The organism is Flavobacterium agricola (assembly GCF_025919725.1).
GTDB classification, from domain to species: domain Bacteria; phylum Bacteroidota; class Bacteroidia; order Flavobacteriales; family Flavobacteriaceae; genus Flavobacterium; species Flavobacterium agricola.
Genome location: NZ_CP081495.1, coordinates 622,506 through 644,098, shown reverse-complemented (window position 1 = coordinate 644,098; position 21,593 = coordinate 622,506). Strand labels below are relative to the sequence as shown.

The 21,593-nt window shown below is 33.3% G+C and carries 22 protein-coding genes; 3 read left to right on the top strand and 19 right to left on the bottom strand.

What is annotated here, in order from left to right; all coding sequences use genetic code 11:
* Window positions 1-3 precede the first annotated feature (3 nt).
* From K5I29_RS03130 to K5I29_RS03115, 4 genes are all read right to left on the bottom strand, one after another.
* Window positions 4-6,774, bottom strand: a complete 6,771-nt coding sequence (locus K5I29_RS03130; protein ID WP_264434399.1) for a CshA/CshB family fibrillar adhesin-related protein — start codon at window positions 6,772-6,774, stop codon at window positions 4-6.
* 322 nt (window positions 6,775-7,096) lie between these two features.
* The gene (locus K5I29_RS03125) at window positions 7,097-7,846 is read right to left on the bottom strand and encodes an alpha/beta fold hydrolase (RefSeq protein WP_394358581.1); all 750 of its coding nucleotides are present in this window, start codon (window positions 7,844-7,846) and stop codon (window positions 7,097-7,099) included.
* Between the two features lie 41 nt (window positions 7,847-7,887).
* On the bottom strand, window positions 7,888-8,454 hold the full coding sequence (locus K5I29_RS03120) for a thioredoxin family protein (protein ID WP_264434397.1): 567 nt from the start codon (window positions 8,452-8,454) through the stop codon (window positions 7,888-7,890).
* 101 nt (window positions 8,455-8,555) lie between these two features.
* Window positions 8,556-9,203 (bottom strand): NAD(P)-dependent oxidoreductase, encoded by a 648-nt coding sequence (locus K5I29_RS03115; RefSeq protein ID WP_264434396.1) that lies wholly within the window; start codon window positions 9,201-9,203, stop codon window positions 8,556-8,558.
* A gap of 129 nt (window positions 9,204-9,332) precedes the next feature.
* On the opposite strand from K5I29_RS03115, the gene K5I29_RS03110 reads away from it, so the two are divergent.
* Window positions 9,333-9,683, top strand: a complete 351-nt coding sequence (locus K5I29_RS03110) for a winged helix-turn-helix transcriptional regulator (RefSeq protein ID WP_264434395.1) — start codon at window positions 9,333-9,335, stop codon at window positions 9,681-9,683.
* A 14-nt stretch (window positions 9,684-9,697) separates the two neighbouring features.
* On the opposite strand, the gene K5I29_RS03105 is transcribed toward K5I29_RS03110, so the two are convergent.
* The 4 genes from K5I29_RS03105 to K5I29_RS03090 form a co-directional block, all read right to left on the bottom strand.
* The gene (locus K5I29_RS03105; RefSeq protein WP_264434394.1) at window positions 9,698-10,120 is read right to left on the bottom strand and encodes a VOC family protein; all 423 of its coding nucleotides are present in this window, start codon (window positions 10,118-10,120) and stop codon (window positions 9,698-9,700) included.
* A 26-nt stretch (window positions 10,121-10,146) separates the two neighbouring features.
* Entirely contained in the window at window positions 10,147-10,692 is a 546-nt protein-coding gene (locus K5I29_RS03100) for a DUF4199 domain-containing protein (protein ID WP_264434393.1), read from the bottom strand.
* A 79-nt stretch (window positions 10,693-10,771) separates the two neighbouring features.
* Window positions 10,772-11,479, bottom strand: coding sequence for a DsbA family oxidoreductase (locus K5I29_RS03095; RefSeq protein ID WP_264434392.1), 708 nt, complete (start codon window positions 11,477-11,479; stop codon window positions 10,772-10,774).
* Between the two features lie 72 nt (window positions 11,480-11,551).
* A complete protein-coding gene (locus tag K5I29_RS03090) occupies window positions 11,552-12,229 on the bottom strand; it encodes a YceI family protein (protein ID WP_264434391.1) in 678 nt (225 codons plus the stop codon).
* A 164-nt stretch (window positions 12,230-12,393) separates the two neighbouring features.
* Between K5I29_RS03090 and K5I29_RS03085 the strand changes: the two genes are divergently transcribed.
* A complete protein-coding gene (locus tag K5I29_RS03085) occupies window positions 12,394-12,756 on the top strand; it encodes a winged helix-turn-helix transcriptional regulator (RefSeq protein WP_264434390.1) in 363 nt (120 codons plus the stop codon).
* Window positions 12,757-12,795: 39 nt separating this feature from the next.
* Here the strand turns inward: K5I29_RS03085 and K5I29_RS03080 are convergent, their stop codons facing one another.
* Entirely contained in the window at window positions 12,796-13,398 is a 603-nt protein-coding gene (locus K5I29_RS03080; RefSeq protein WP_264434389.1) for an NAD(P)H-dependent oxidoreductase, read from the bottom strand.
* 95 nt (window positions 13,399-13,493) lie between these two features.
* On the opposite strand from K5I29_RS03080, the gene K5I29_RS03075 reads away from it, so the two are divergent.
* Window positions 13,494-14,396 carry a LysR family transcriptional regulator gene (locus tag K5I29_RS03075; RefSeq protein ID WP_264434388.1) on the top strand — a complete coding sequence of 301 codons (903 nt, stop codon included), beginning with the start codon at window positions 13,494-13,496 and terminating at the stop codon, window positions 14,394-14,396.
* Between the two features lie 23 nt (window positions 14,397-14,419).
* Here K5I29_RS03075 and K5I29_RS03070 read toward each other — a convergent pair whose 3' ends face one another.
* The 10 genes from K5I29_RS03070 to K5I29_RS03025 all read right to left on the bottom strand — a co-directional run bounded on the left by K5I29_RS03070 (window position 14,420) and on the right by K5I29_RS03025 (window position 21,428).
* Complete coding sequence (locus K5I29_RS03070) at window positions 14,420-14,953, bottom strand: GNAT family N-acetyltransferase (protein WP_264434387.1); 534 nt, start codon at window positions 14,951-14,953, stop codon at window positions 14,420-14,422.
* A 5-nt stretch (window positions 14,954-14,958) separates the two neighbouring features.
* Window positions 14,959-15,630 carry a DUF4919 domain-containing protein gene (locus K5I29_RS03065; RefSeq protein ID WP_264434386.1) on the bottom strand — a complete coding sequence of 224 codons (672 nt, stop codon included), beginning with the start codon at window positions 15,628-15,630 and terminating at the stop codon, window positions 14,959-14,961.
* A 64-nt stretch (window positions 15,631-15,694) separates the two neighbouring features.
* Window positions 15,695-16,288: a hypothetical protein gene (locus K5I29_RS03060; protein ID WP_264434385.1), complete on the bottom strand. Its 594-nt coding sequence runs from the start codon at window positions 16,286-16,288 to the stop codon at window positions 15,695-15,697.
* A gap of 141 nt (window positions 16,289-16,429) precedes the next feature.
* Window positions 16,430-16,867: a GNAT family N-acetyltransferase gene (locus tag K5I29_RS03055; RefSeq protein ID WP_264434384.1), complete on the bottom strand. Its 438-nt coding sequence runs from the start codon at window positions 16,865-16,867 to the stop codon at window positions 16,430-16,432.
* Window positions 16,868-16,931: 64 nt separating this feature from the next.
* Entirely contained in the window at window positions 16,932-17,942 is a 1,011-nt protein-coding gene (locus tag K5I29_RS03050; protein ID WP_264434383.1) for a TQO small subunit DoxD, read from the bottom strand.
* A gap of 420 nt (window positions 17,943-18,362) precedes the next feature.
* Window positions 18,363-19,097: a phytanoyl-CoA dioxygenase family protein gene (locus K5I29_RS03045; RefSeq protein ID WP_264434382.1), complete on the bottom strand. Its 735-nt coding sequence runs from the start codon at window positions 19,095-19,097 to the stop codon at window positions 18,363-18,365.
* Between the two features lie 17 nt (window positions 19,098-19,114).
* Entirely contained in the window at window positions 19,115-19,789 is a 675-nt protein-coding gene (locus tag K5I29_RS03040) for a hypothetical protein (protein ID WP_264434381.1), read from the bottom strand.
* Window positions 19,790-19,800: 11 nt separating this feature from the next.
* Window positions 19,801-20,091 (bottom strand): GNAT family N-acetyltransferase, encoded by a 291-nt coding sequence (locus K5I29_RS03035; protein ID WP_264434380.1) that lies wholly within the window; start codon window positions 20,089-20,091, stop codon window positions 19,801-19,803.
* An 8-nt stretch (window positions 20,092-20,099) separates the two neighbouring features.
* The gene (locus K5I29_RS03030; protein ID WP_264434379.1) at window positions 20,100-20,315 is read right to left on the bottom strand and encodes a hypothetical protein; all 216 of its coding nucleotides are present in this window, start codon (window positions 20,313-20,315) and stop codon (window positions 20,100-20,102) included.
* Between the two features lie 75 nt (window positions 20,316-20,390).
* A complete protein-coding gene (locus K5I29_RS03025) occupies window positions 20,391-21,428 on the bottom strand; it encodes an FUSC family protein (RefSeq protein ID WP_264434378.1) in 1,038 nt (345 codons plus the stop codon).
* Between the last annotated feature and the right edge of the window lie 165 nt (window positions 21,429-21,593).

Below are 21,593 nucleotides of genomic sequence, written 5' to 3'. Positions count from 1 at the left end.
TTATTATCTATTTAAGTATAAATAACCTTGTACATCGTGAGATTTCTGGTTTAAATCAGTAAATCTTAAAATATAAAAATAGGTTCCTACTGGTAATAAATCGCCTTTATTAATTGTTGCTCTACCTTCTGAGTAACCTTTAAACGCTTTATCTTGGTTGTTATAGCCATCTGTTTTGTAAACTAAAACACCCCATCTGTTGTAAATTTCAACCGTATTGTTTGGATAACATTCTAAACCTTGAATGTATAACATGTCGTTACGACCGTCACCATTTGGACTTACTGCATTGAAAACTTCTATCACACAACCTCTAACATAAGTTATTGTAGTTGCATCGCCCGAATAGTTATCGCTGTCTGATAAATCGGTTACGTTTTCGCCTTGGTGGGTTTGAGCAGTAACTAAAGCTTGGTTGTTAACCTGACCGTTAGTTAAATCTTTTAACAACAGTTGGTACGTTGCTGTGTAAGCTGTTTCGTTTACTTCGCCTGGTTTTAATTCGGCAATTGGGCTTCCTTTTAATGCAATTCCAGTTAAATCATCGGTAACGGTTACATTGTACAATGTAGTTGCTCCGGTATTTTTAATGCTGAATTTATATACAATTGTTTCGCCCACTTGTGCAGTTCCGTCTTTATTATCGTCTAAAAACTCAGCTGTTTTAATAATTGCAATTCCTGGCTCGGCATGTAAAACAGTTTGTGTTGTTTCATCATTGTCGAAATCAGTACCTGAAATATCAAAAACTAAATCTCCGTTTGGATCTAACGATTCTACTTCAGCTGTGTTTACTACCAATCCTAAATCAATATCTAATTGGTTAATGGTATAGCTAACTGTAATAGTTGCTGTTTCACCTGGATTAATAGATGCAGGTTCGTAAGCTTGTTGTGCAATGTTTAAGAAGCTGTCTGACAATTTTACGTCTGTTAAAGTTACGTTACCCACGTTTGTAGCTTCAAACGTATAAGTAATTGTTTCGTTTAACTCGGCCACTCCGTTTGCATTTTCATCGTTAAAAACTGAAGTTTTAACTAAAGCAATAGCTGGTGCTTGAACTAAAGTTGTTACGGTTGCTTCGTCATTCTCAGTTGTTGAACCTGAAATATCTGTAACTTCTGTACCTGTTTTTGTTGTTCCAACTCCAGTTGCTGAGTTAATTACAGAACCTTCGTTATAATGTGCTAATTCTAATTTTAAGTTTACAATTGCACGTCCTACTTGTTTTGGTGTTAACGTTGATGGCGTTACCGGAATAGGATCTTCTGCAATTAACTTATCTAAAACTGCAACATTTTCTAACGTTACATCACCCGTATTGGTAACCTCAAACGTATATTCAATGTATTCTCCTTTTTGTTGCGCTCTTGCATTTTGAACATTCATTACCTGACCTAACTTAACCAAAGCTAAACTTGCTTTTGTAAGTAAAGGTTGAATAGTTGGTTCATCAGTATCATCTGTTGTTCCTGATTGATCGTTTACATCAGAACCATTTGGTGCTAAACCAAGCACGGTATCTGTGTTTTTAACAAATGAATTATCTAAATCATCTTGCGTTAAAGCATAATCAAAATATAATGTTTTAGACTCACCAGGATTTAATACCACTCCTGATAATTGATCTGCATCAATAATATTTAAAACATCTTCAGATAAACGAATGTTAGTTAAAGTTGTATTTCCGGTATTGGTAATAACATATTTGTACTTAACTATTTCGTTTAATTCAGCAAAACCGTTTGTATTTTCATCAACAAACTCAGATGTTAATACTAAGTTGATAGTTGAATTCGTAGGAATATTTACTATCGTTTCCTCGTTGCTTGTTGTATCAACTCCTGATTGATCTTCTACAACTTCACCAACATTTGGAGTTCCTTTAACTGTATCTTTATTAATTACTTTACCAGCATCAATATCTGCTTGCTGTAATTTGTAATCAAAAGTTAATGAAACTGATTCCCCAGGTACTAATGTTTTTGGTAATGCTGATGCATCAATAATGTTTAATACATCTTCCGGTAATTCAATATTATTTAATGTTGTATTACCTGTATTTTTAATTACATACGTATAAGTAATTACTTCATCTACTTCTGCAAAACCGTTTGTATTTCCATCAACAAATTCACCTGTTAAGACTAAATTAATCGATGACTTGGTGTTTAAAAGAGTTTCGGTTGCTAAATCTCCTGCTACATCAACTCCTGATTGATCTTCGACAGTAGCTCCTACATTTGGAGTTCCTTTAACTGTGTCTTTATTAATTACTTTACCAGCATCAATATCCGCTTGCTGTAATTTGTAATCAAAAGTTACTGGCACTGATTCTCCTGGTGCTAATGTTTTTGGTAATAATGAAGCATCAATAATGTTTAATACATCTTCAGGTAATTCAATATTATTTAATGTAGTATTACCTGTATTGGTAATTAGATATGTATAAGTAATTACTTCGTTTACCTCTGCAAAACCATTTGAGTTTGAATCAACAAATTCGCCTGTTAAGACTAAGTTGATAGATGATTTTGTGTTTAAAAGCGTTTCTGTTGCTAAATCTCCTGCTACATCAACTCCTGATTGATCTTCGACAGTAGCTCCCACATTTGGAGTTCCTTTAACCGTATCTTTATTAATTACTTTACCAGCATCAATATCTGCTTGCTGCAATTTGTAATCAAAAGTTACTGGTACTGATTCTCCTGGTGCTAAAGTTTTTGGTAATGCTGATGCATCAATAATCTTTAATACATCTTCAGGTAATTCAATATTATTTAATGTTGTGTTACCTGTATTAGTAATTAGATATGTATAAGTAATTACTTCGTTTACCTCTGCAAAACCATTTGAGTTTGAATCAACAAATTCGCCTGTTAAGACTAAATTAATCGATGACTTGGTGTTTAATGGCGTTGTTGTTGCTGTATTATTTGTGTCATTAGTTCCTGAAACGTCAGATGTTTCTGTTCCTTTAGGACTTGTTCCGGTAACTTTTGCAGCATTTGTAACCTGCCCTGCATCAATATCTGCTTGAGTTAAGTTATATAATACGGAAATTGAATGAGATGCTCCCGGAGCTAAATCTGGGATTACAGTACCTGCTGGAATTACTTTTAATAATTCTTCAGATAATTGAATATCTGTTAACGTAACATTACCGTTGTTTGTAATAATGTAGTTGTAGGCAATGGTTTCGTTTACTTCTGCAAATCCGTTTGAATTTATATCATTAAAATCAGATTCAAGTACCAAAGTAATTGATGGATTTTCAGTAAATGAAATTTCATTTATAGCATCAGAAACATTATCAACACCAGAAATATCATCAACTAAATCTGTTGCTTTATTTGGTCCAAAAGCTTGAACTTTTGCGCTGTTTACAACTTTACCAAGATCGATATCCGCTTGTGTTAAGTTGTATGTTTTTGTAAAAGTTGCCTCAGCATTTGGCGCAAGGCTTGTAACATTTAAATCGGCAGGAGTAATACCTATTTTTAATAAATCTTCTGGGAAAGAAAACTCAGTTAAGGTTGTTTTACCTGTATTAATAACTTTGTACGTGTAGGTAATGGTTTCACCCGCTTGGGCAAATTCGCTACCATTTTCATTATTATATGTAGAAGTTAAAACTAAAGCAATGTCTGAAATAGATTTTAATTCTTCAACCGTTACATCATCACTTGTATTTGTAGTTCCTGAAACATCTGAAACCGATGTGTTTTTTGGACTTAATGCCGAAACAACCGCTGTATTTTCAACTTTAGCTGCATCAATATGATTTTGCGTAAGCGGTAAATCGATTTCAAAAGAATGTGTTGCCCCTGGAGCTAATTTTAAATCAGCTGGAATTTTACCTGCAAAATCGATATTTAAATCAGTATTAGTAGGAATTGTGATATCAGATAACGTTACATTACCTGTATTGGTAATGGTATAAACGTATTTAATTGTTTCGTTCACTTCTGCATATCCATTAGCATCTGTATCAATAAATGAAGAAGTAAGCTGTAAAGTAATTGCAGGATTTTCTGGCAATTCTATTGTAGATGCTGTATTATTATCATCCGCAGTTCCAGAAATATCTTCAACTTTTACATCGCCTTTGTATCCGTTTACAACTGCAGAATTGGTTACTAAACCTGCATCTACATCAGCTTGTGTTACAATATATTCTTTTATGATTGTTACATTGCTTCCATCTTTACCAGCAGGCGCAAGTGATTCAGGCAAATCAGCAGCTTGTACCAAATCTTTTTCAACGGTTGGTAAGGTAATATTAGTTAATGTTGTATTACCTGTGTTGGTAATGGTGTATGAATAAACAATAACATCGCCAACACCAATTTGCTCGTTTCCGTTAGAATCTGAAATGGTCGATGTTAAAACTAAATTAATGGCTGGCTTAGATTCAAATACAACAGTAATTTTAGCTGTAGATTTTAAGCCATTGCTATCTACAACTTCGTATTCAATTTCAAAGCTGTCACCACCTTCGTAGTTGGTACCCGGCTCAATAGTATAGGTTCCGTCAGTGTTAATAGTAACTTCAACATCATCTGGTTTGTTTACTACATTTACTTCTGTAATTGTACCAGTACCAGGTGTGATAGTGACTTTATTTTGAATTGTTGCGTTTGGTTGAACATCTAAGAGTTCTTCGTCAGCCGTTATTGGCGCCTTAATATCATCAACCGTAAAAGTTAACTGTGCCGTTTTACAATTTGCAGGATCTGCTCCATTTTCACAAATAGTATAACTTACGGTATAAGCTTTTGCCTCAACCCCTGTTTTTGCAGAAACGGTACCATTTTCATTTAAAGTAAGTACTTCTTGTGCTGCTGCATCTAAAGTAATTGTAAAATTACTTAAGTCAGAAATTGTTACCCCTTTAAATAAATCGTTTGCTGTAATTGGCAATGTGCTTGTAAACGTATATGGGTTAATTGTACCAAAATCATCTGCATTAGCTACTAATGGATGTACTACTTTAACGTCATAAACGGCACAATGCCCTTCTAAACCATTACAAGTTGTTGGATCTACCGGAGCTTCATAATCATTATCTCCTCCTCCTCCAACACTAGCTTTATTAGTATAAACAGCACTTGGTAGAGTTAAATCTACTTTTACAGGAATTTCAATGTTAGATGTTCCACCTTTTGGCGCTATAATATTTGTTGAAGTTGCCGTTATAGTTTGTCCAACAAAAGTTAAAGTCCATCCGTTAGAAATATGTGAACCAGTCCAACTTGGTGTAATACCAGCAGGTAATACATCTAAAACTTTTATTGTACCGTAAGATGGAACAGTAGCAATATTAGTTACTGTTAAAATATATTTTTTGTCGTTGTTAGTTGACTCCCAAATACCATTAGTTGCATTACTCGTTTTAGAGATTTGAAATTTAGGATCATCTAAAAATATTTTATGATCTTCAATTTCTCCATCACTAGCAACACCAGTAGGTAAAGTTAATTCTTCAGCTTTTGTACCAATACGTAAACGCACAAAAGTTTCTCCTTTAATAAAATCTGAAGGTACGTTCCAAGTTAAAGTTACCGTGCCTTTTCCAGATCCACTAAACGTTTTTTCTGTACGTTCACCTAGTTCAAATGTTCCATTTTGGTTAAAATCTATCCAACCCGCAATAATAGTATTTGCATCAGTACTAACGTAAGGAATATCTAAAGAAAGCGTTTCCCCTGCCGTAACTTTATGTTTAATCGTATTTACAGGAATTGCATCTTCTTCGTTTAAATTGTTAGAAGGATTATCGCCTGATGCATCTGCTGAATATTTCATTGCTCTTTCAGCCATAGGACCAACACTACCCAAAAACAAATCAGAAGGAGGAACAATAGCTCCTTTTTTAAAGCTTGCCTTATTAGCATCTACAACTTCATCAAATTTTGTAATACCATCATCAGTAATTTTCATTTCATTAATTAAGTGAAATACATCACCGTAGCTTTTTGGTGCATCTCCTGCATCGGCATTAGGTACCAATAAACCTATGGCAATAGCAGTGTTCCCACCACCATTAATATCAAAATCAATATCAACACTATAATTTACTGGATCTTTTAAATACGCTATTTCAGGATTAAAAGATAAAAAAGTAATTGCTGCAGCTCCGTTATCGTTACCACGTGTAAAAGCAATTTGTTGTTTATTATCTGTTAAATTATGTTTGGATATGTTATAAGGGCCGCTGCCTTTAACCTCCATATCAACGATTTTCCAACTTCCTTGAGCAGTAGCTTTTAAATATTCTCCGCTATTATTCATAGATTCGGCATCAGCCATAACCACACCTTTAATTTTATAAGGTTGGTTATCTAACTTTGCAGTACATCTTAATGTAAATTGAGAAGCAGCGCTTTTAACCATTACTCCATTTACCAAACGGTTAGAACCACCTGTACCACCAATATTATAAAAATCATCAAGTGAATCTCCACCCCAATCTCCTGGAGCATAACTAATTAAACCCGCACTAGATTTTTTTACAATTTCACACTCAAAACACATAGTTTGTCCGGCTAGTTCAAAAGATGCTCTTGATTTTGAGTTTAAATTAAGAGTAGCGCCATTTGCTCCTGTACTACCAGGTGCCCCCCCCCAGGTAAGCCATAAAACTTGGTCTCTGTAAACTGATTTACCACCAGTAGCATAAGCCGCAGTTCCTCCAGAACACATATCTTGGGCCCATAAACCCGATGTAATCAGAAAAAAGAACAGCAACATGTGCCATTTAAATTTCATCATAATTTCCCCTTTTAATTATTAATTTTCGTTATTTTATAGGATGTATATAAAATGCAGCAAATTTAAACAAGAAAAGGACTACAAACCAAGGCGATGAATATTTTTGTTAAAAGTTTACTAATTAAATTATAAAACGTTGTTATTAATTCATCTTTTTGACGTTTGATTACAAATATGAACAGAAACTTGCGAAAACCTAACTATTTAACAAAACCAAAAATAAAGTCAAACTCATGATTTGTAAGACAATGCGTATTATAAATAAAAAACACGTGTAAGAATTGTAAGTTTTTACACGTGTTTTTTATTTATCTTTTAGTAATCACAATTGGCTCAAATATGCAATTACTTTTTGGCTAACCAAAGCTGAATTTTCTTTATGCGGAGTATGTTTGGTTTGAGGTATTATATATGTTTCAGCTGGTCCAGAAACTTGCGCTATTGTTTTTTCTACCTGAAGTAAGGTACCATATTCATCTAAATCTCCCTGAATAAATAATAACGGGCAAGTAATAGCTGGTAACAAATATTCAATATTCCAAGTTTTATAATCGGGTCGCAACCAAGTTTCGGTCCAAGCTTTAAAAATAGCAGCTTCTTTAGCACCGTGATATTTGGCTAAACGTTGGGGTAAATTGGTTGTTTTATACGCATCAACCGCATCTTGTACGCCTTGTAAAGTTTGCGATTCAACAAAAATATGAGCAGCTTCTGCAATAACTGCTTTAATACGTTCTGGAAATTTGCTTGCAGTCAGCAATGCAATGGTTCCACCATCGCTATGACCAAATAAAATAGGTTCATTAACTTCTAAAGCAAGTAGTAAATCACCTAAAATTTCGGCTTCTAATTCCATGTAGTTGTTAGGACGAATATGATTTTTAATAGGTTTCGATTTGCCGTAACCCAACCTATCGTAAACCAAAACATTATATTGTAATGCTTCAGCGATTTGATTAGGAAAATCACGCCAAAGTTCAACGCACCCTAAGCTATCGTGCAAAAAAACCAAGGTAGGTTTATTTGGGTAAGGTTTTGCATATTCAATATATAAATCATTCAAATAATCCATCTTAAAATATAAAAAAGCAAAGTAAAAACTTTGCTTTGGGTTTATAAGGTTTGTTTTAATGTAGCAAGTAATTCGGTTTGCGTAGCTAAACCTTTGTCAGCATTGTACCAGTTTTGAATTGCTGTAACCGTTTCATCAAACGATGCGTTTGCGGCTTTTAATTCGCTGTAAACCGCTTGGCAAGCTGCAGGACGTGGCCCCCAAACTGCTAAATCTGTACCAGCAGCATCTTTTATAATTAATTTTGGAATTGATTTGCCGCCATTTGTTAAATACTGCTCAATACGATGCGGCGCTGCATCACGCATTTCAAAAGACAATTGAATTAAAGGATTTTCGCGCGCGGCCAATATAATAAAAGGCACATTATGCGCTGCATCTCCGCACCAAGGTTCGGTAATTAAAATCCAATGTTGGGGTTGCGTAATTTTTTGAACGGTTGCTTTTAATTCAGGTAAAAGCTCAGCTGTTTTAAGCCATCTATTCATACGGCTATTATTCAGCTTGGTATAATTTAAATATTCCGGATTATCGTAAGGTGCTTTTTGATCGGTATCCGGTGTATCAACAATGGTTTTAAAATAGGCTATATATTCGTTTTCGGTCATGTTTCTTTTTTTTAAAATTGATTCGGTATTAAAGCTAAATATAGCCTTTTCAGGAAAAAGCACAAAACAAAAAGTTCGGTAAAAAACCGAACTTTTTATTTTTAGTAAGCTGCTGTAAAACGGATTTTGTGATGTTTCGGTTTTTCAACTTCATCAGCAATAACAACAGCTACATCTTCAACCGATAAAACACTGCGGTTATCTGCATCAAAAACCGGTGTATCTAATCCTAAACGATAATTCCCGGTGCGGCCAACAGTAATACCAGGGTGCATCTCAAAAGCTGGACTAAAAAATACCCAATCCAATTCGGTTTCGTTTTTTAGTTCGTTAAAATAATCGCGTGCTGCACTGGCCCCAGCGTAAATTTCTTTCGGAAAATCGGGTGTATCAACAGCCTGAATACCTTCGGCTACAAACAAACTTCCAGCTCCACCAATTACAACATAACGTGGCACTTCTGCTTGTTTAACCGCTTGTTGAATGGCTTTAGAACCTGCTAAAAATTCGTTATAAATATTTGGGTTTTGCCAACCTGCATTGTACGCACTAACCACAACATCGTTTCCTTTTAAAACGTTAGCTAATGCATCAACATTTAAAACATCAACAGCTACGTATTTTAAGTTCGGTTTTTCTGATGTTTTTTCTTTTCTAGAAATGGCAGTAACTTCATGATTACGTGCTACAAATTCGTTTACTAAGTTTGCGCCTACAAATCCGGTTGCGCCAATTATTGCTATTTTCATTATTTTTATATTTAAATTACTAATACAAATTTACGAAATTAGGTTACGTAAACGGCAGTTGTTTCCTCTTGGTAACCAGTTACCTATAAGTAACCAAGTTACTTATATTTTATTTTGTAGTTTTGTAATATGAAAAAAGAAAAAGTTGAATTATCGGGTTCTTGTAGAATTTTAGTGCAAGGCGTTAAGGATACGCAAGATTTGCTTTGTGGTAAATGGAAAACGGTTATTATTGCTGCTTTGTACAACAATGATAAGTTTAGATTTATGGATTTATGCCGACATATAGAAGGCATTTCACCTAAAATGCTTTCGAAAGAATTGAAGGATTTAGAATTGAATCAACTGGTTAAACGTACGGTTTTAGATACCATGCCCGTAACGGTTGAATACGAACTTACTCCGCACGGAAAAAGCTTAAATAAAATTATAGAAGCAATGGGCGAATGGGGTATAAAATACAGAAAGTCCGTTTTATAAAACGGACTTTTATTTTATTCATCAAAATTTACCATCCAATTGATGCCAAATTTGTCTGTAAACATTCCAAAGTAAGCACCCCAAAATGTTTTTTCCATAGGCATGGTTACCTTTCCGCCTGCAGCAAGTTTGGTAAATAAATGATCGGCTTCGGCTGTAGAATTTGCGTTTATAGATACCGCAAAATTATTACCCACTACTAAATTTGATGCCCATTCTCCGCCGGTATCGCTTCCCATTAAAACGGTTTCACCAATCGGAAAACTTACGTGCATTACTTTGTTTTTATCTGCTTCTGCAATCGGATGGTTTTCATTCGGTGGCATATCGCCAAATTTTCCGATGTATGAAAATTCACCTCCAAAGGCTTCTTTATAAAAAGTAAAAGCTTCTTCGCAATTACCATTAAAATTTAGGTAAACATGAACTGCTGCCATAATGTTGTTGGTTAGATTTAGTTAGTTTATTTGTTGTTTTTAATAAATAACATAGCAATTGCTGTAGTAATTACGCCAATTATAAAAGCGAATAGCATGCCTTGGGTTGCGTAATTTGCATAATTAAAATGCGCTTGTGCTGCAGCAGTAGATTCAAAATACCCCAATTCTACCGAGCGAACAATTACATTCGGAAAATATTTTGGCGTAATTACATAACTGGTAATCCATTGTGTTAACGGGCTTAACAAAGCTATAAAGGCAGATAAAATAGTTCCAGAAAGTAAACCTTGCAAATACGTTATGGTACCGTTGTACGCTTTGGTTCGTTTTTCCTTTAAAGCTGCAACCATCATATAAATTGCCGGAAAAGCAAACAAATTGGTTAAATACAAATGGTAATCTAAATATGTATCATGCAAACCTACTATATTTTCGAGCACCATCCAGGCTAAGCCAACTACAGAAAAAATAAGTGCCCATTTAATTTCGGTAGTAACATTTTTATTCATTGTAATGGTAGTAATTTTGGGGTTGGTTAATATTTTGCCTAATGTAGCAAAATAAAACATATTTTAACAATAATTAACATTTGAAAATATCCAAAAAAAATCAAAGCATAGCTTTGATTTTATTAAAATTATAATTTAATTAATCGCAATTTCCTTTTACATCGCAACTTGAACCTTTAGAAATAATTAGGTTTGGTGTTGTATTGGTTGCCTTCCATTCGCCAAAAGATTTATTTAAAACTTCTAAAAAACTACTAGCTGGCTGTGCGCCAGAAACAGCATATTTATTATTAAACACAAAAAAAGGTACTCCAGTTACTCCTATTTGTCGTGCTTGGTTAATATCTTCTATAACAGCTGGTAAAAACTCCTGATTTTCTATAGCTTGTTGCAAAGCATTTGCATCTAAACCAATTGCAGTACCTAAAGTTAGTAACGTTTGTAAATCGGCAATGTTTTTACCTTCGGTAAAAAAGGCGTGAAACAAAACTTCTTCTGCTTCATCATCTTTATGTAGGGCTTTAGCAAATTGAATAAATTGATGTGCTTTTATAGAGTTTACCATAACCGCATCATCAAAATTATAGGTTAATCCTGCTTGCTTAGCTGATAATGTTACGTTTTGCAACATGTCTTGAACTTGTTGCAAAGGCATTCCTTTACGCGTTACCAAATAATTTTGATAACTTTCGGTAGCAACTTCAGGAATATTAGGATCTAACTGAAAACTTTTCCAGTGTACTTCTATGGCATCTGTATCTGAAAATTGTTGTAAAGCAGATTCAAAATTACGTTTTCCTATATAACAAAACGGAAACATTACATCGCTCCAAATTTCTACTATCATATCTTTTTTGTAAACTAAATTGGGGGTAAAAAAAAAACTACTAAATCAAGGCTGATTTAGTAGTTCATTAAATTATTTCGTTGCATTAACGTTTAATTCGATATCAACTTCTTGAGAAATCATCCAATCTGCTGGATCACCTTCAGCACCGTAAGTTAATCCCCAATCTTGTCTGTTAATTGCAAACTGAGAGAAAATGTTTACGTTATCACCAGAAACTGTTATTCTTGCTGGGAATGTTACGTTAACTGTTTTGTCTTTAATAGTTAAGTTACCGCTTACTAAGCTGTTTGCATCAGCAACAACGCTTTCACCAGATGCTGCATCAAAAGGAGCAACGCTAGTAATTTCGAACGAAGCTGTTGGGTAAACATCAGACTCAAAGAAATCAGCACTTAATAAATGTCCTGTTAAATCAGCAGCTGTTTTACCACCTGAAGTTACAGGATCTACAGAAGCTTCATCAGTAGCAATTGTTTTAATTTCAATTGTAAATGTACCTCCAGTTACTGCACCATTATCAACAGAAACCGTTCCGTCTGTTTTTAAAGTACCAAATCTTGGGTTTAAACCACCTTTGTGGTAACCTTTCCATTTTAAATCACTTTGTTCTTTGTTTACGTTGTAAGATGCACCTGTTTGTGCTGCAACTTCTTGTGCGTCTGTAGTAACTGTTTTGTCACCTGTTGAACCTTTACAAGAAATTAAAAATGCAGTTACTGCAAATGATAAAATAATTGTTTTTTTCATTTTGAATAAATTAATAATTAAAGTTATTTTTAATTGTTACACAAAGCTACTAGTAATTTACTATACTTTATGCATCAGTTTCCTTTTGGAAAGTAACTTTTAAAGCACGTATTTTTATTTAATAACTTTGTATATGTTTAAAATTAATAATTTATAACGAAAAAATGAAAAAAACATTGCTTTTAAATGGCACAGAAATTTGTAAAGTTAGAATGAACGGCATTACAGATGCGATGGGAATTTTATCTGGCAAGTGGAAATTTCATATTTTAGGCACATTAATCGATGGCGGAAGCTTGCGTTTTACCGATTTGCAACGTGAAGTTGAAGGCATTGGTTCTAAAATGCTTTCTAAAGAATTGCAAGATTTAGAAATGAACCAATTAATTACCCGTACCGTAAAAAGCACCAAACCCATTACCGTTGAATACGAAATTACCACTTACGGCAAAACATTAGAACCCATAATAACCGAAATTGCCAAATGGGGCATTAATTACCGGGAAACTTTATTTGGTAAAAAATAAAAAACCGAATCTAAATGTTTTAGATTCGGTTTTTATACCTTATTTTAAGAAAGTTTGTTTTAAGTGCGCTTCATATCGATTAGTATTAAAAGCAATCTTTTCGTCAGTAACATTTTTTTCTAGATCATGAAAATGAATGCCATCAATTCTTTCTAAAGATAAAAAGGCGTTCATGCGATGAAAACCGAATAAAATACCTGCATCAACCGGTGTTTCATTAAAAAATTCATTCGGTAAAGTAAAAGCAGTTTCTGGCGCATTCCAAGTTGTGGTAACCATATATTTACGACCAGCTAAACTTCCGCCGGTGTCGTAATTAATAGCAGGATTGTCATTTTTACGCCCATCGCTATAATACAAACCTTTACGGTGCCCAGCTGTTAAAACCAAATCAAAATATTCTTTTAATTTGTAAGGCATAGAAAACCACCAAACCGGAAAATGATAAATAATAACATCAGCCCAAACAAACTTTTCTACTTCAGTTTGTAAATCATACGGCTCATTAATGTTGGTTATTTGTAAATCAAACCCATTTTGTTTAGTAAAAAACTGGCTATCAATAGCGGTTAACGTGCTATTAAACGCACCGCCAGAATGAGCAAACTTTTGCCCTCCGTTTATTATAAATACTTTTGTCATGTACTATTCTTTTAATATGATGCTGCAAAATTATTTCATAACTTTGCAAAATAAAAATAATACAATTTATACCGATCTCTAATAATAATTATACCATGCAAGCAAATTTAGAATGGTTTAGAACTTTTCGTGCTATTTATGAAACCGGAACCATGAGCGGAGCTGCAAAAGCATTATTTGTTTCGCAACCGGGTATTGGCTTACATTTAAATGCGTTAGAAACGTACACCGGTTTTCCGTTGTTCGAACGTACGGCACGAAAAATGATTCCGACCGAAAAAGGAAAATTGCTTTACCAGCAAATTATAAATTCTATGCAATGCTTAGAAGATATTGAAGGGCGTTTTCAGAAAAAATCGGGCGTAGAAAGGCCAACCGTAAGCATTGGTATGTGCGTAGAATCGTTTCAGCAAGCTTTAGAAAAACACATTCCGAATCTGTTTTTTAATTTGATTATGCAGTTTGGCGAACACGATCATTTGGTACATTTATTAGAAACCGGAGCGGCAGATTTAATTTTAACAACCAAAAAAAGCAAAGATAAAAACTTGGTTTACGAACCTTTTGCTACCGAACGTTTAATTGTTGTTGCCGGAAAAAACATGGATTTATCTGGGTTTTATAGCTTAGATATGAAGGAGAAAGATGAAGTTAAAAATTGGCTGCGTCAGCAATTTTGGTACAGCACCGCTGCGGACATGGATGTGTTAAATTTATTTTGGGAAACCAATTTTGGCACTCGCCCAGATTTTGTACCAAATTATATTGTACCGAATAAATTTTCGATAATTCGTTGTTTAAGTTTAGGTAACGGCTTGGCTGTATTGCCCGATTTTATTTGTCAAGATGCGCTAAACAAAAAAGCTATTACTAAAATCTGGGAAGGTTATTCGCCCATAGATAAAACATTATTTTTAGCCAAACGCAAGCAATCTTTGTTGATGCAAGAAATAACATACATGGAAAAAATTTTACAGAACGAATTTAATTCCTATTAAAAAAGCCGAAAATATTCGACTTTTTATTTTGTGTTCCAATCGGTTTTAGTAATTACATAAACAAAATTTAGCTTAGGTTCTTCACCAAAATAAGTTACCTCCTGCTCTGCTGCTTTAATAGCTCCTAAACGAGAAATTGCAATTTGAGAGCGAATGTTTGTAGCTCCAATATGAAAATAAACCTGATCTACAAACTGAAAAATATAGTTTAGCATGGCAGTTTTTACTTTGCTATTTATGCCTTTGCCCCAAAACGCAGTACCGTAAAACGTATAACCAATTAAAATGCTATTATCGGTTGGTTTGTAATCGTAAAATCGGGTGCTGCCTAAAATGGTATTGGTTTCAGAATCTACAACTTTAAACGCACCGTGGCTTTGTATAGCGCCAGTAAAAAAATTCAGAAAAACATCTTTTTGCCAACGATTTTTATTGGGATGCTGTTCCCAAACTTTAGGATCTGAAGCTACAGCATATAAACCTTCAAAATCTGATTCATGTAACGGAATAAGGCTTATATTATCTATATGAAGCTCCGGTCGAATGCTAAAATTCATAAGTTTTAGTTTTTAAATAAAGATTCAAATTGATTGTTAATTTTAAAATAAAGCGCATCCGTTTTAAACTTACCTTTTTCTAAAGTAAAAACATCGCAACTACCGTTGTAAGCTTGCGATTCGGAGTTCATTTTAAACAAATTTAGCAGCACATATTCATGAGCAACTTCCAAAACATGAATGCCAGATTCACAACTTAATCCATCTCCGCTAGATAAAATAGCACCAACCAATCCATGAAAAGCTTGGCTTTCGTTTTTAGCTTTTTCTACATCGCCGTTTACATGATATAAATACGCTAAAAAGTTGCGTGCACGTAAATCTAACGGATCATCAAGGAAAGCTTGATTTAGCTTCAAAATGGGTTGTTCTAAATTTTTTTTATTAAAATCGCCAGCATAAACTTTGGCAAGTTGCTTAGTATCTATTTTTTTAGATTGATAAGGTACAACTTTTTGATAGGCTGAGCCGTAATAAATGTTTTGATAATCAACATTAGTTAACGTGCTATCATAAGCTGCCAAACGTTTTAAAAGTTCAGGATAATAATAAGGAGAATTAACGGCGTTAACCTGAATTTCAATTGCTTTCAACTCTGGTTTAGTTGTAATTTCGGATTGCGCAACTAGTAAATTTGTAGTAAAAAGAGCAAAAATAAAAGCTGAAAATTTTATCATGTTTTGTGCTTTAAAAAGAGGATTTTAAAGTACAAAAAGTACGATATTTTATTGATGTTTAAAACTAATAATTAACAATAGGAAAATTTAATTGCTTGGCTAAAGCAACAATCTTATTTTTTCTATTTTTTAAACAGATAAAAAAAGAATTTTCGGTTTCGGTAACCGCAACGTTCATTAACGTATAATCTGTTTCTTGCTCTAATTTTTTGGCAATGGTTTCGGGCCCGTTTTGTACTTCATGGGCTGAGATTGTAAATTCTTGTCCGGTTTCGTTGGTTATATAATCTGATAACGATTGGTAATTTTGTTTCCAATCATCTTCATAAGTAAATAATAAGCTGCTTAAAACATACTGAAAATAGGCTGCTTCGTTAAAATTAGCAACCTCATCGGCACAACCTTCTTCAATCAATAATTTAAAATAATCATCTAAATTATTTTTTATGTATTTGCTGTTGGCAATAAATTCTTGCACGGTTTTAGGCTCGTTAAATTCGTCGGCCTCGGTTAAAAAAACAAATTCTTGCAACAAATTATCTAAATCTAAAGCAGTTAGTTCAGGTTGTTGTACAACAATTGCTTGCTTGTTAGAAAAGATATTTTGAATAAATGAAAAGGGAAACTTATATTTTTTTATAAATCTGAAAAACTTCATGCGATACAATTACTTTTATAATATATTTTAAATAGATAAACTGCAATAATTATTTAATTATTTGCAAAGGCTTATATATAAAAATAAATAATAAAAACTTTAATTGTTAATTTTAAACATTATCCTATGTTTAAGGAATGATTAAGAAGGTGCATTCCAACGCAAAACATATTCAAGTTGTTGTGTAGTTTCATCAACGGTTTCATTTACAATAATAAAACCTTGTTGCAAATAAAATTGAACCGCTTGCTTATTTTTTTGATAAACTTGCAAAGTTAATTCACTCTTTAATTGCTTGGCGTAATGTAATAGTTGAGTACCAATTCCTTTTCCCTGAAAGTTTGGATCTATAAAGATAGCAACTAAACAATTGTTTTTCAAGGCTATAAAACCTACCGGCTGCTTATTGGCAATGGCAACATAAACTTCTGCATTCGGTAAATATTGAGTTTGCATGGCTAATATATTTTGTTGCCAATAACTTTGCGCTATAAAATTATGTGCAATGATTGAAGCTTTAAACCAAATTTCTGCAAGTTGCTCATAGTTGTTGGAAGATGCGGTTTGTATTGTAATCATAAAAATTAATATTAAAGAACTAAAATAAAAAACCTAAAGCAAAATTGCTTTAGGTTTTTACTATTTAATTTAAAGTTTTACTCCATTCTAAACCACTAATATCGGTAAGTTTTAGTGTGTAATTGGGTTGTAAAGGGATTTTGTTAAGCGCTATTTCAAAATCTGCTTTGGCACCTAAAGGAATAACTAAGCTGTGTTTGCCTGGTTTTATTTTGGCTACATAATGATTTTTAATTTTATCGGTTGGATATTGTGCCAAATCTTGCTGATTCAATTCATAAACAACCGCTCCATTTTCGTCTAAAATATGTATTCCAATTAAAAATGATCCGTAAACATCAGCACCTTCTACCCGATAAATTTCAAACGAAATTTGATCAGCATCGTAATTAATGTGATTAATTTCTAATTTAGGTTTTACCGATTTGTTATGTAAAGTACCAAAAACGCCACCATGAAAATATTGATTGGTAAATAAAGTTAATCCAAAAATTGCGATTGAAATGCCTAAAATTAATGGTTTTGCAATGGGTTTAACCCAATTACCAGAACCTAAATAAGTAAACCATTGTTTTTTTGTAAATGCATATTTTTTAATCAAATAATTATCTACTGCATAATAACCACTGCCGGTTAAAAACAAGGTAAAACCACTGGCAATACCAAGTACCCCAATTTGCCATTCGTCTAAACAAGTTGTACCAATCCAGCCTGAGCCCAATAAAATACCAAGGGCTAAAAAAAATACACCAATGCTCATTAAACGGGTAAACAAACCTAAAATTAAAAACAAGCCAACTATTGCTTCTATAATAGTAAAAGCAACCATGGCAACTTGTAAAGATTCTGAGTTTAGCACCAAATATTCAATTAAAGGTTTTATGCCTAAAGCATTAGGTAAAAAATGATTGAATTTTTCACCAATATATCCGGCTTCTTCAGGAATTAGTTTATTATCTAACACCAAACGGCGCCAAAAAGCCGAAAAATAAGTCCAGCCAATTACCCAACGTAACGATAAGGTAAATAAGCCCACGATGTTGTAAGAAGCAGGTGCTTCTGTTTGATATTTCATATTTTATATCTTTTAATTAAACGTAATGCGATAAGTTTTTTAACTTAAAAGATGCAGTTTTAAACGTTTAAATAAAATATATTTAGGTACCGAAGTTTGTAAATACCTAAGAAATGTTTTTTTACTAAAAACCTGTTTTACAACAAAAGTAGATTTTGTTTGATTAGAAGATAATCGTAAATATTTAGATTTTAGAACTGCTTGTTTTGGTGCTTGATTTGTGACCGATGCAGTTACAAATTGACAAGAATATGTTGCTGTTGTTGTTTTAGTAACATTTAGTGGTTTACTAAGCGCTGTATTTTGAAAGGATAAAACCGAACCTTTAAACAAACAAGGGCTCAAAGCAAAAAGCACAAAGCACATAACTAGTACGTGCCAAAATGATTTGCTATGTTGTTTGCGGATAATCAAGATATATTAAAATAAATGTTTGTTGGTAAGTTGCAAAAGCAAAGCTTTTGTTGGTTGATGCATTGGGTTTATAAACGCTTTAAAAGCTACAGAATCATCACAAAAAATAATATCAAATGCAAATCTATCGTTTCCGTACAATCCCCGATGAACCATGTTAGCCGAAAAAACCAACAAATCACCTACATCAGGTTTTAAAGATACGGAATTATTTAATGCATCACTTGATAAACGACCATTTTTACCCATTCGCGTTTCAAAAACCTCATCTGTATCCCAAGCTTTATGGGTTCCTGGAATAAGTTCTAAACCCAATTCAGGTTTTAATGGTATTCTAAAGTGAATTACATTTTGAGTGGTTAAACAAGCTTGTTGCTCTTCAATAGTAAGGCCCGTATACTGCATATCTCGGTGCCAATAATTTTTCTGGTTGGCATCAAACGGATCAAAAAATAATTGCGTGTTTAAAAAAATAGCTTTTTCAGGAAACAATTGGGATACAATTTTTTCTAATTTAGGCTGACTAATAAATTGAATCAGAAATAACTGATCGGTTGTGGTTAAATAAGTTGACGCGGTTAATCCGTTACTATTTAACGCACCGTTTGTATAAGCTTGGTTGTTATTTACCAACCATTGCGAATGGAATGCTTCGCAGATTTTATGTAAATGAGTTAATTCTTCTTTTTCAAAAAAATTAGGATACAAAACGTAACCTTGTTCTTTATATAAATGCGGCATAAATAATAAGCTAAAATTTAAAACAACAAAGCTCGAACAAAAACGCCGTAGCTATCTTCTTTCACTTTATCAGGCCCGTACGAGGCAAAATTAGCTCCTAATCCCATTTGATATGTTTTATACGAAACGCCTAAACGCACGCGTGTGTAACTTACTTCATGTAAATTAAATTTCTCGTTATGGTTATACATCATTTGTAATCTTGAGTAAATGCCTAATTTTTCTGTAAGTTTTGGTGTATATTCTATAAAACCAAAAGCTTCTAAATTGTGTGTTTCGCTTAAATCCATTCGGGGTTGTAACATCACAAAAAAGTCATTCTTCATAAAAACATATTGTAAACCGGCTGATGGTCTAAATCCGGTTTGATGCGTAATGATTGCACCACCAACTACTGACAAACCTTTGTAAACATTATAAGTTAAATAGGTTTGAGCCATAAACTGATTTTTGTTAGCTTCATTTTTAAAATCGCCATAATATTCTGTCAAAGCAAAAATGCCAAATTTACTTTGGGGTTCTAATTTTTTACTTACTACCAATTGCGTCAATAAACCTTTATCGCTTACAAAAGCTTCTATCGGAATTGGTGTGGTTTGAGAAACGGAAGGAATAGAATCTGTTGTTTGTGCATGAGCAGATACAACTAACAAAGTAAAACATGCTAATAAAAAACGGGTTGATATATTCATAATTCGGCAGTTTATTTTTTAAAATACATTCCTCTAGATTTAGGCATCGTATCCTGAAATCCAAATTGTTCGTATAATTTATTAGCTTGTCCGTCGGCAAGTAAGCTTACATAACAACTTTCTGGCAGCTGTTCGTTTATAAACTTTTTAATGTCTTGCATTATCTTTTTTCCTAAACCTTGTCCTTGATAACTGGGCAATATGCAAATATCAACTACCTGAGCAAAACAACCTCCATCACCTACTACACGACCCATGCCAATATATTCATCATTATCATTTAAAACACCTACAAAATGCAACGTGTTTTTTAAGCCAATAACTCATCAGCCATATAAATTACGGGTAAAGCCACAGAGTTTTCATTGTAGTTTGGCGGTGTCCAAACGTTAATGGTGCGCTGCTCCCCTATTTTGCTTGAATATATTGTAAAGGTTTCGTGTTTTGGAACTTTATTTGTTGCAACGTTTGTACCTGAACATGCCGTAAATAAAACAATAAACAAGAAGTGAAAAATATTTTTCATTAATTTTTAATAGATTGGTTGGGTTTAAAAATAAAAAAAGTAATATGAAACCTTCCATATTACTTTTTTTATTTTTTATAAATCTTCTTCATTTTTAAATTTTTGCAATTGTTGGGTTGCGTAATAATGAATTTTTTCGTGATATAATGCCCAACCGCCAATAATACCAATAATACTACCAATAGAAATATCGAACAAACGAGCTAAAAATACCTGATCGGTATCTTGTGATAATTGCCCACCCGATTCGGATAAAAAGATGGTTAAAACGGTAATAAAAATCACAGCAATTCCGTAATTTCTAACCACTAAAAATTCAACAATCATTTGTAATAACGTAATACTAATTACCATGAACAAAGGCGAAGGATTATTGTAAGCAATTAACCACGTAATACCTAAACCAATAAAAGTTCCGATAATTCTTTGCGTACCGCGTTTCCAGGTATGTTTAGAATTGCTTCCTTGCATAACAGCCAAACATGAAATTGGCATCCAATACGGATTATCTAATTCTAAACCAAAAGCAATGGCCAATGATATTAAAATAAAAACTCCAAAAATTATAGATTCTACAATATTGGTATAACTATCTTTTACACGAATTGCAGATGATTCTCCTTGTTTTTTAAGCGTTAAAAGGCTGTACACAAAACCTAAAGAACAGGTAAAAATGGTTCCTAAAGCAATGTAACCAATTTTGGTTGGAATGCTATCCATATCAAACGGGGTACAAATGGCTGTAGATGCCAGCATGATAAAGAAAAAATTACCAGGTGGACGCGTTAAATGCAACTTATGCAAGGAATAATGTATAAAAAAAGACAAAAAACCTAAAGCTAAAGGTGCAAAAAATGGATTAAAAGAAAATAACAACCCGATGGCGTAAGATGACATTATGCCAAAACAACATGTCATGAGCAACATCATGCGTTCGCTTAACTTATCGGATTGAATATATAAAATAGATAGCCCTGCTAAAGAAGCAAGCTTTCCTGCATCAAAATTATCTATATACCAACCAAAAATCATCGGAATACCGACTGCCAAACCTGCTACAACCGGTAAATGCCATTTTCTGGTGGTTTTATCAAAAGCGATGTATTTTTTCATTTATTATTACATATTAAAAGCAACATAAATACATGTTAGTTGTTGTGCTTTTTGTATTTAAAAAAACTCACAGAACAAGCTTAGTTTTGCATCCTTATAAAAACAGAAAAAGAAACAAAACAAGTAGAATGGTATGCTAAAAAAGCATGCAAATTCTAATTTTAT

Coding starts and splice junctions, on each gene's coding strand:
- K5I29_RS03115 (WP_264434396.1), bottom strand. CDS start 9,203: ATGAAAATAGCAATAATTGGCGCAACCGGATTTGTAGGCGCAAACTTA.
- K5I29_RS03060 (WP_264434385.1), bottom strand. CDS start 16,288: ATGAAGTTTTTCAGATTTATAAAAAAATATAAGTTTCCCTTTTCATTT.
- K5I29_RS03055 (WP_264434384.1), bottom strand. CDS start 16,867: ATGATTACAATACAAACCGCATCTTCCAACAACTATGAGCAACTTGCA.
- K5I29_RS03105 (WP_264434394.1), bottom strand. CDS start 10,120: ATGGCAGCAGTTCATGTTTACCTAAATTTTAATGGTAATTGCGAAGAA.
- K5I29_RS03030 (WP_264434379.1), bottom strand. CDS start 20,315: ATGAAAAATATTTTTCACTTCTTGTTTATTGTTTTATTTACGGCATGT.
- K5I29_RS03050 (WP_264434383.1), bottom strand. CDS start 17,942: ATGAAATATCAAACAGAAGCACCTGCTTCTTACAACATCGTGGGCTTA.
- K5I29_RS03045 (WP_264434382.1), bottom strand. CDS start 19,097: ATGCCGCATTTATATAAAGAACAAGGTTACGTTTTGTATCCTAATTTT.
- K5I29_RS03085 (WP_264434390.1), top strand. CDS start 12,394: ATGAAAAAAACATTGCTTTTAAATGGCACAGAAATTTGTAAAGTTAGA.
- K5I29_RS03110 (WP_264434395.1), top strand. CDS start 9,333: ATGAAAAAAGAAAAAGTTGAATTATCGGGTTCTTGTAGAATTTTAGTG.
- K5I29_RS03075 (WP_264434388.1), top strand. CDS start 13,494: ATGCAAGCAAATTTAGAATGGTTTAGAACTTTTCGTGCTATTTATGAA.
- K5I29_RS03080 (WP_264434389.1), bottom strand. CDS start 13,398: ATGACAAAAGTATTTATAATAAACGGAGGGCAAAAGTTTGCTCATTCT.
- K5I29_RS03120 (WP_264434397.1), bottom strand. CDS start 8,454: ATGACCGAAAACGAATATATAGCCTATTTTAAAACCATTGTTGATACA.
- K5I29_RS03025 (WP_264434378.1), bottom strand. CDS start 21,428: ATGAAAAAATACATCGCTTTTGATAAAACCACCAGAAAATGGCATTTA.
- K5I29_RS03090 (WP_264434391.1), bottom strand. CDS start 12,229: ATGAAAAAAACAATTATTTTATCATTTGCAGTAACTGCATTTTTAATT.
- K5I29_RS03095 (WP_264434392.1), bottom strand. CDS start 11,479: ATGATAGTAGAAATTTGGAGCGATGTAATGTTTCCGTTTTGTTATATA.
- K5I29_RS03100 (WP_264434393.1), bottom strand. CDS start 10,692: ATGTTTTATTTTGCTACATTAGGCAAAATATTAACCAACCCCAAAATT.
- K5I29_RS03130 (WP_264434399.1), bottom strand. CDS start 6,774: ATGATGAAATTTAAATGGCACATGTTGCTGTTCTTTTTTCTGATTACA.
- K5I29_RS03040 (WP_264434381.1), bottom strand. CDS start 19,789: ATGAATATATCAACCCGTTTTTTATTAGCATGTTTTACTTTGTTAGTT.
- K5I29_RS03125 (WP_394358581.1), bottom strand. CDS start 7,846: ATGGATTATTTGAATGATTTATATATTGAATATGCAAAACCTTACCCA.
- K5I29_RS03065 (WP_264434386.1), bottom strand. CDS start 15,630: ATGATAAAATTTTCAGCTTTTATTTTTGCTCTTTTTACTACAAATTTA.
- K5I29_RS03070 (WP_264434387.1), bottom strand. CDS start 14,953: ATGAATTTTAGCATTCGACCGGAGCTTCATATAGATAATATAAGCCTT.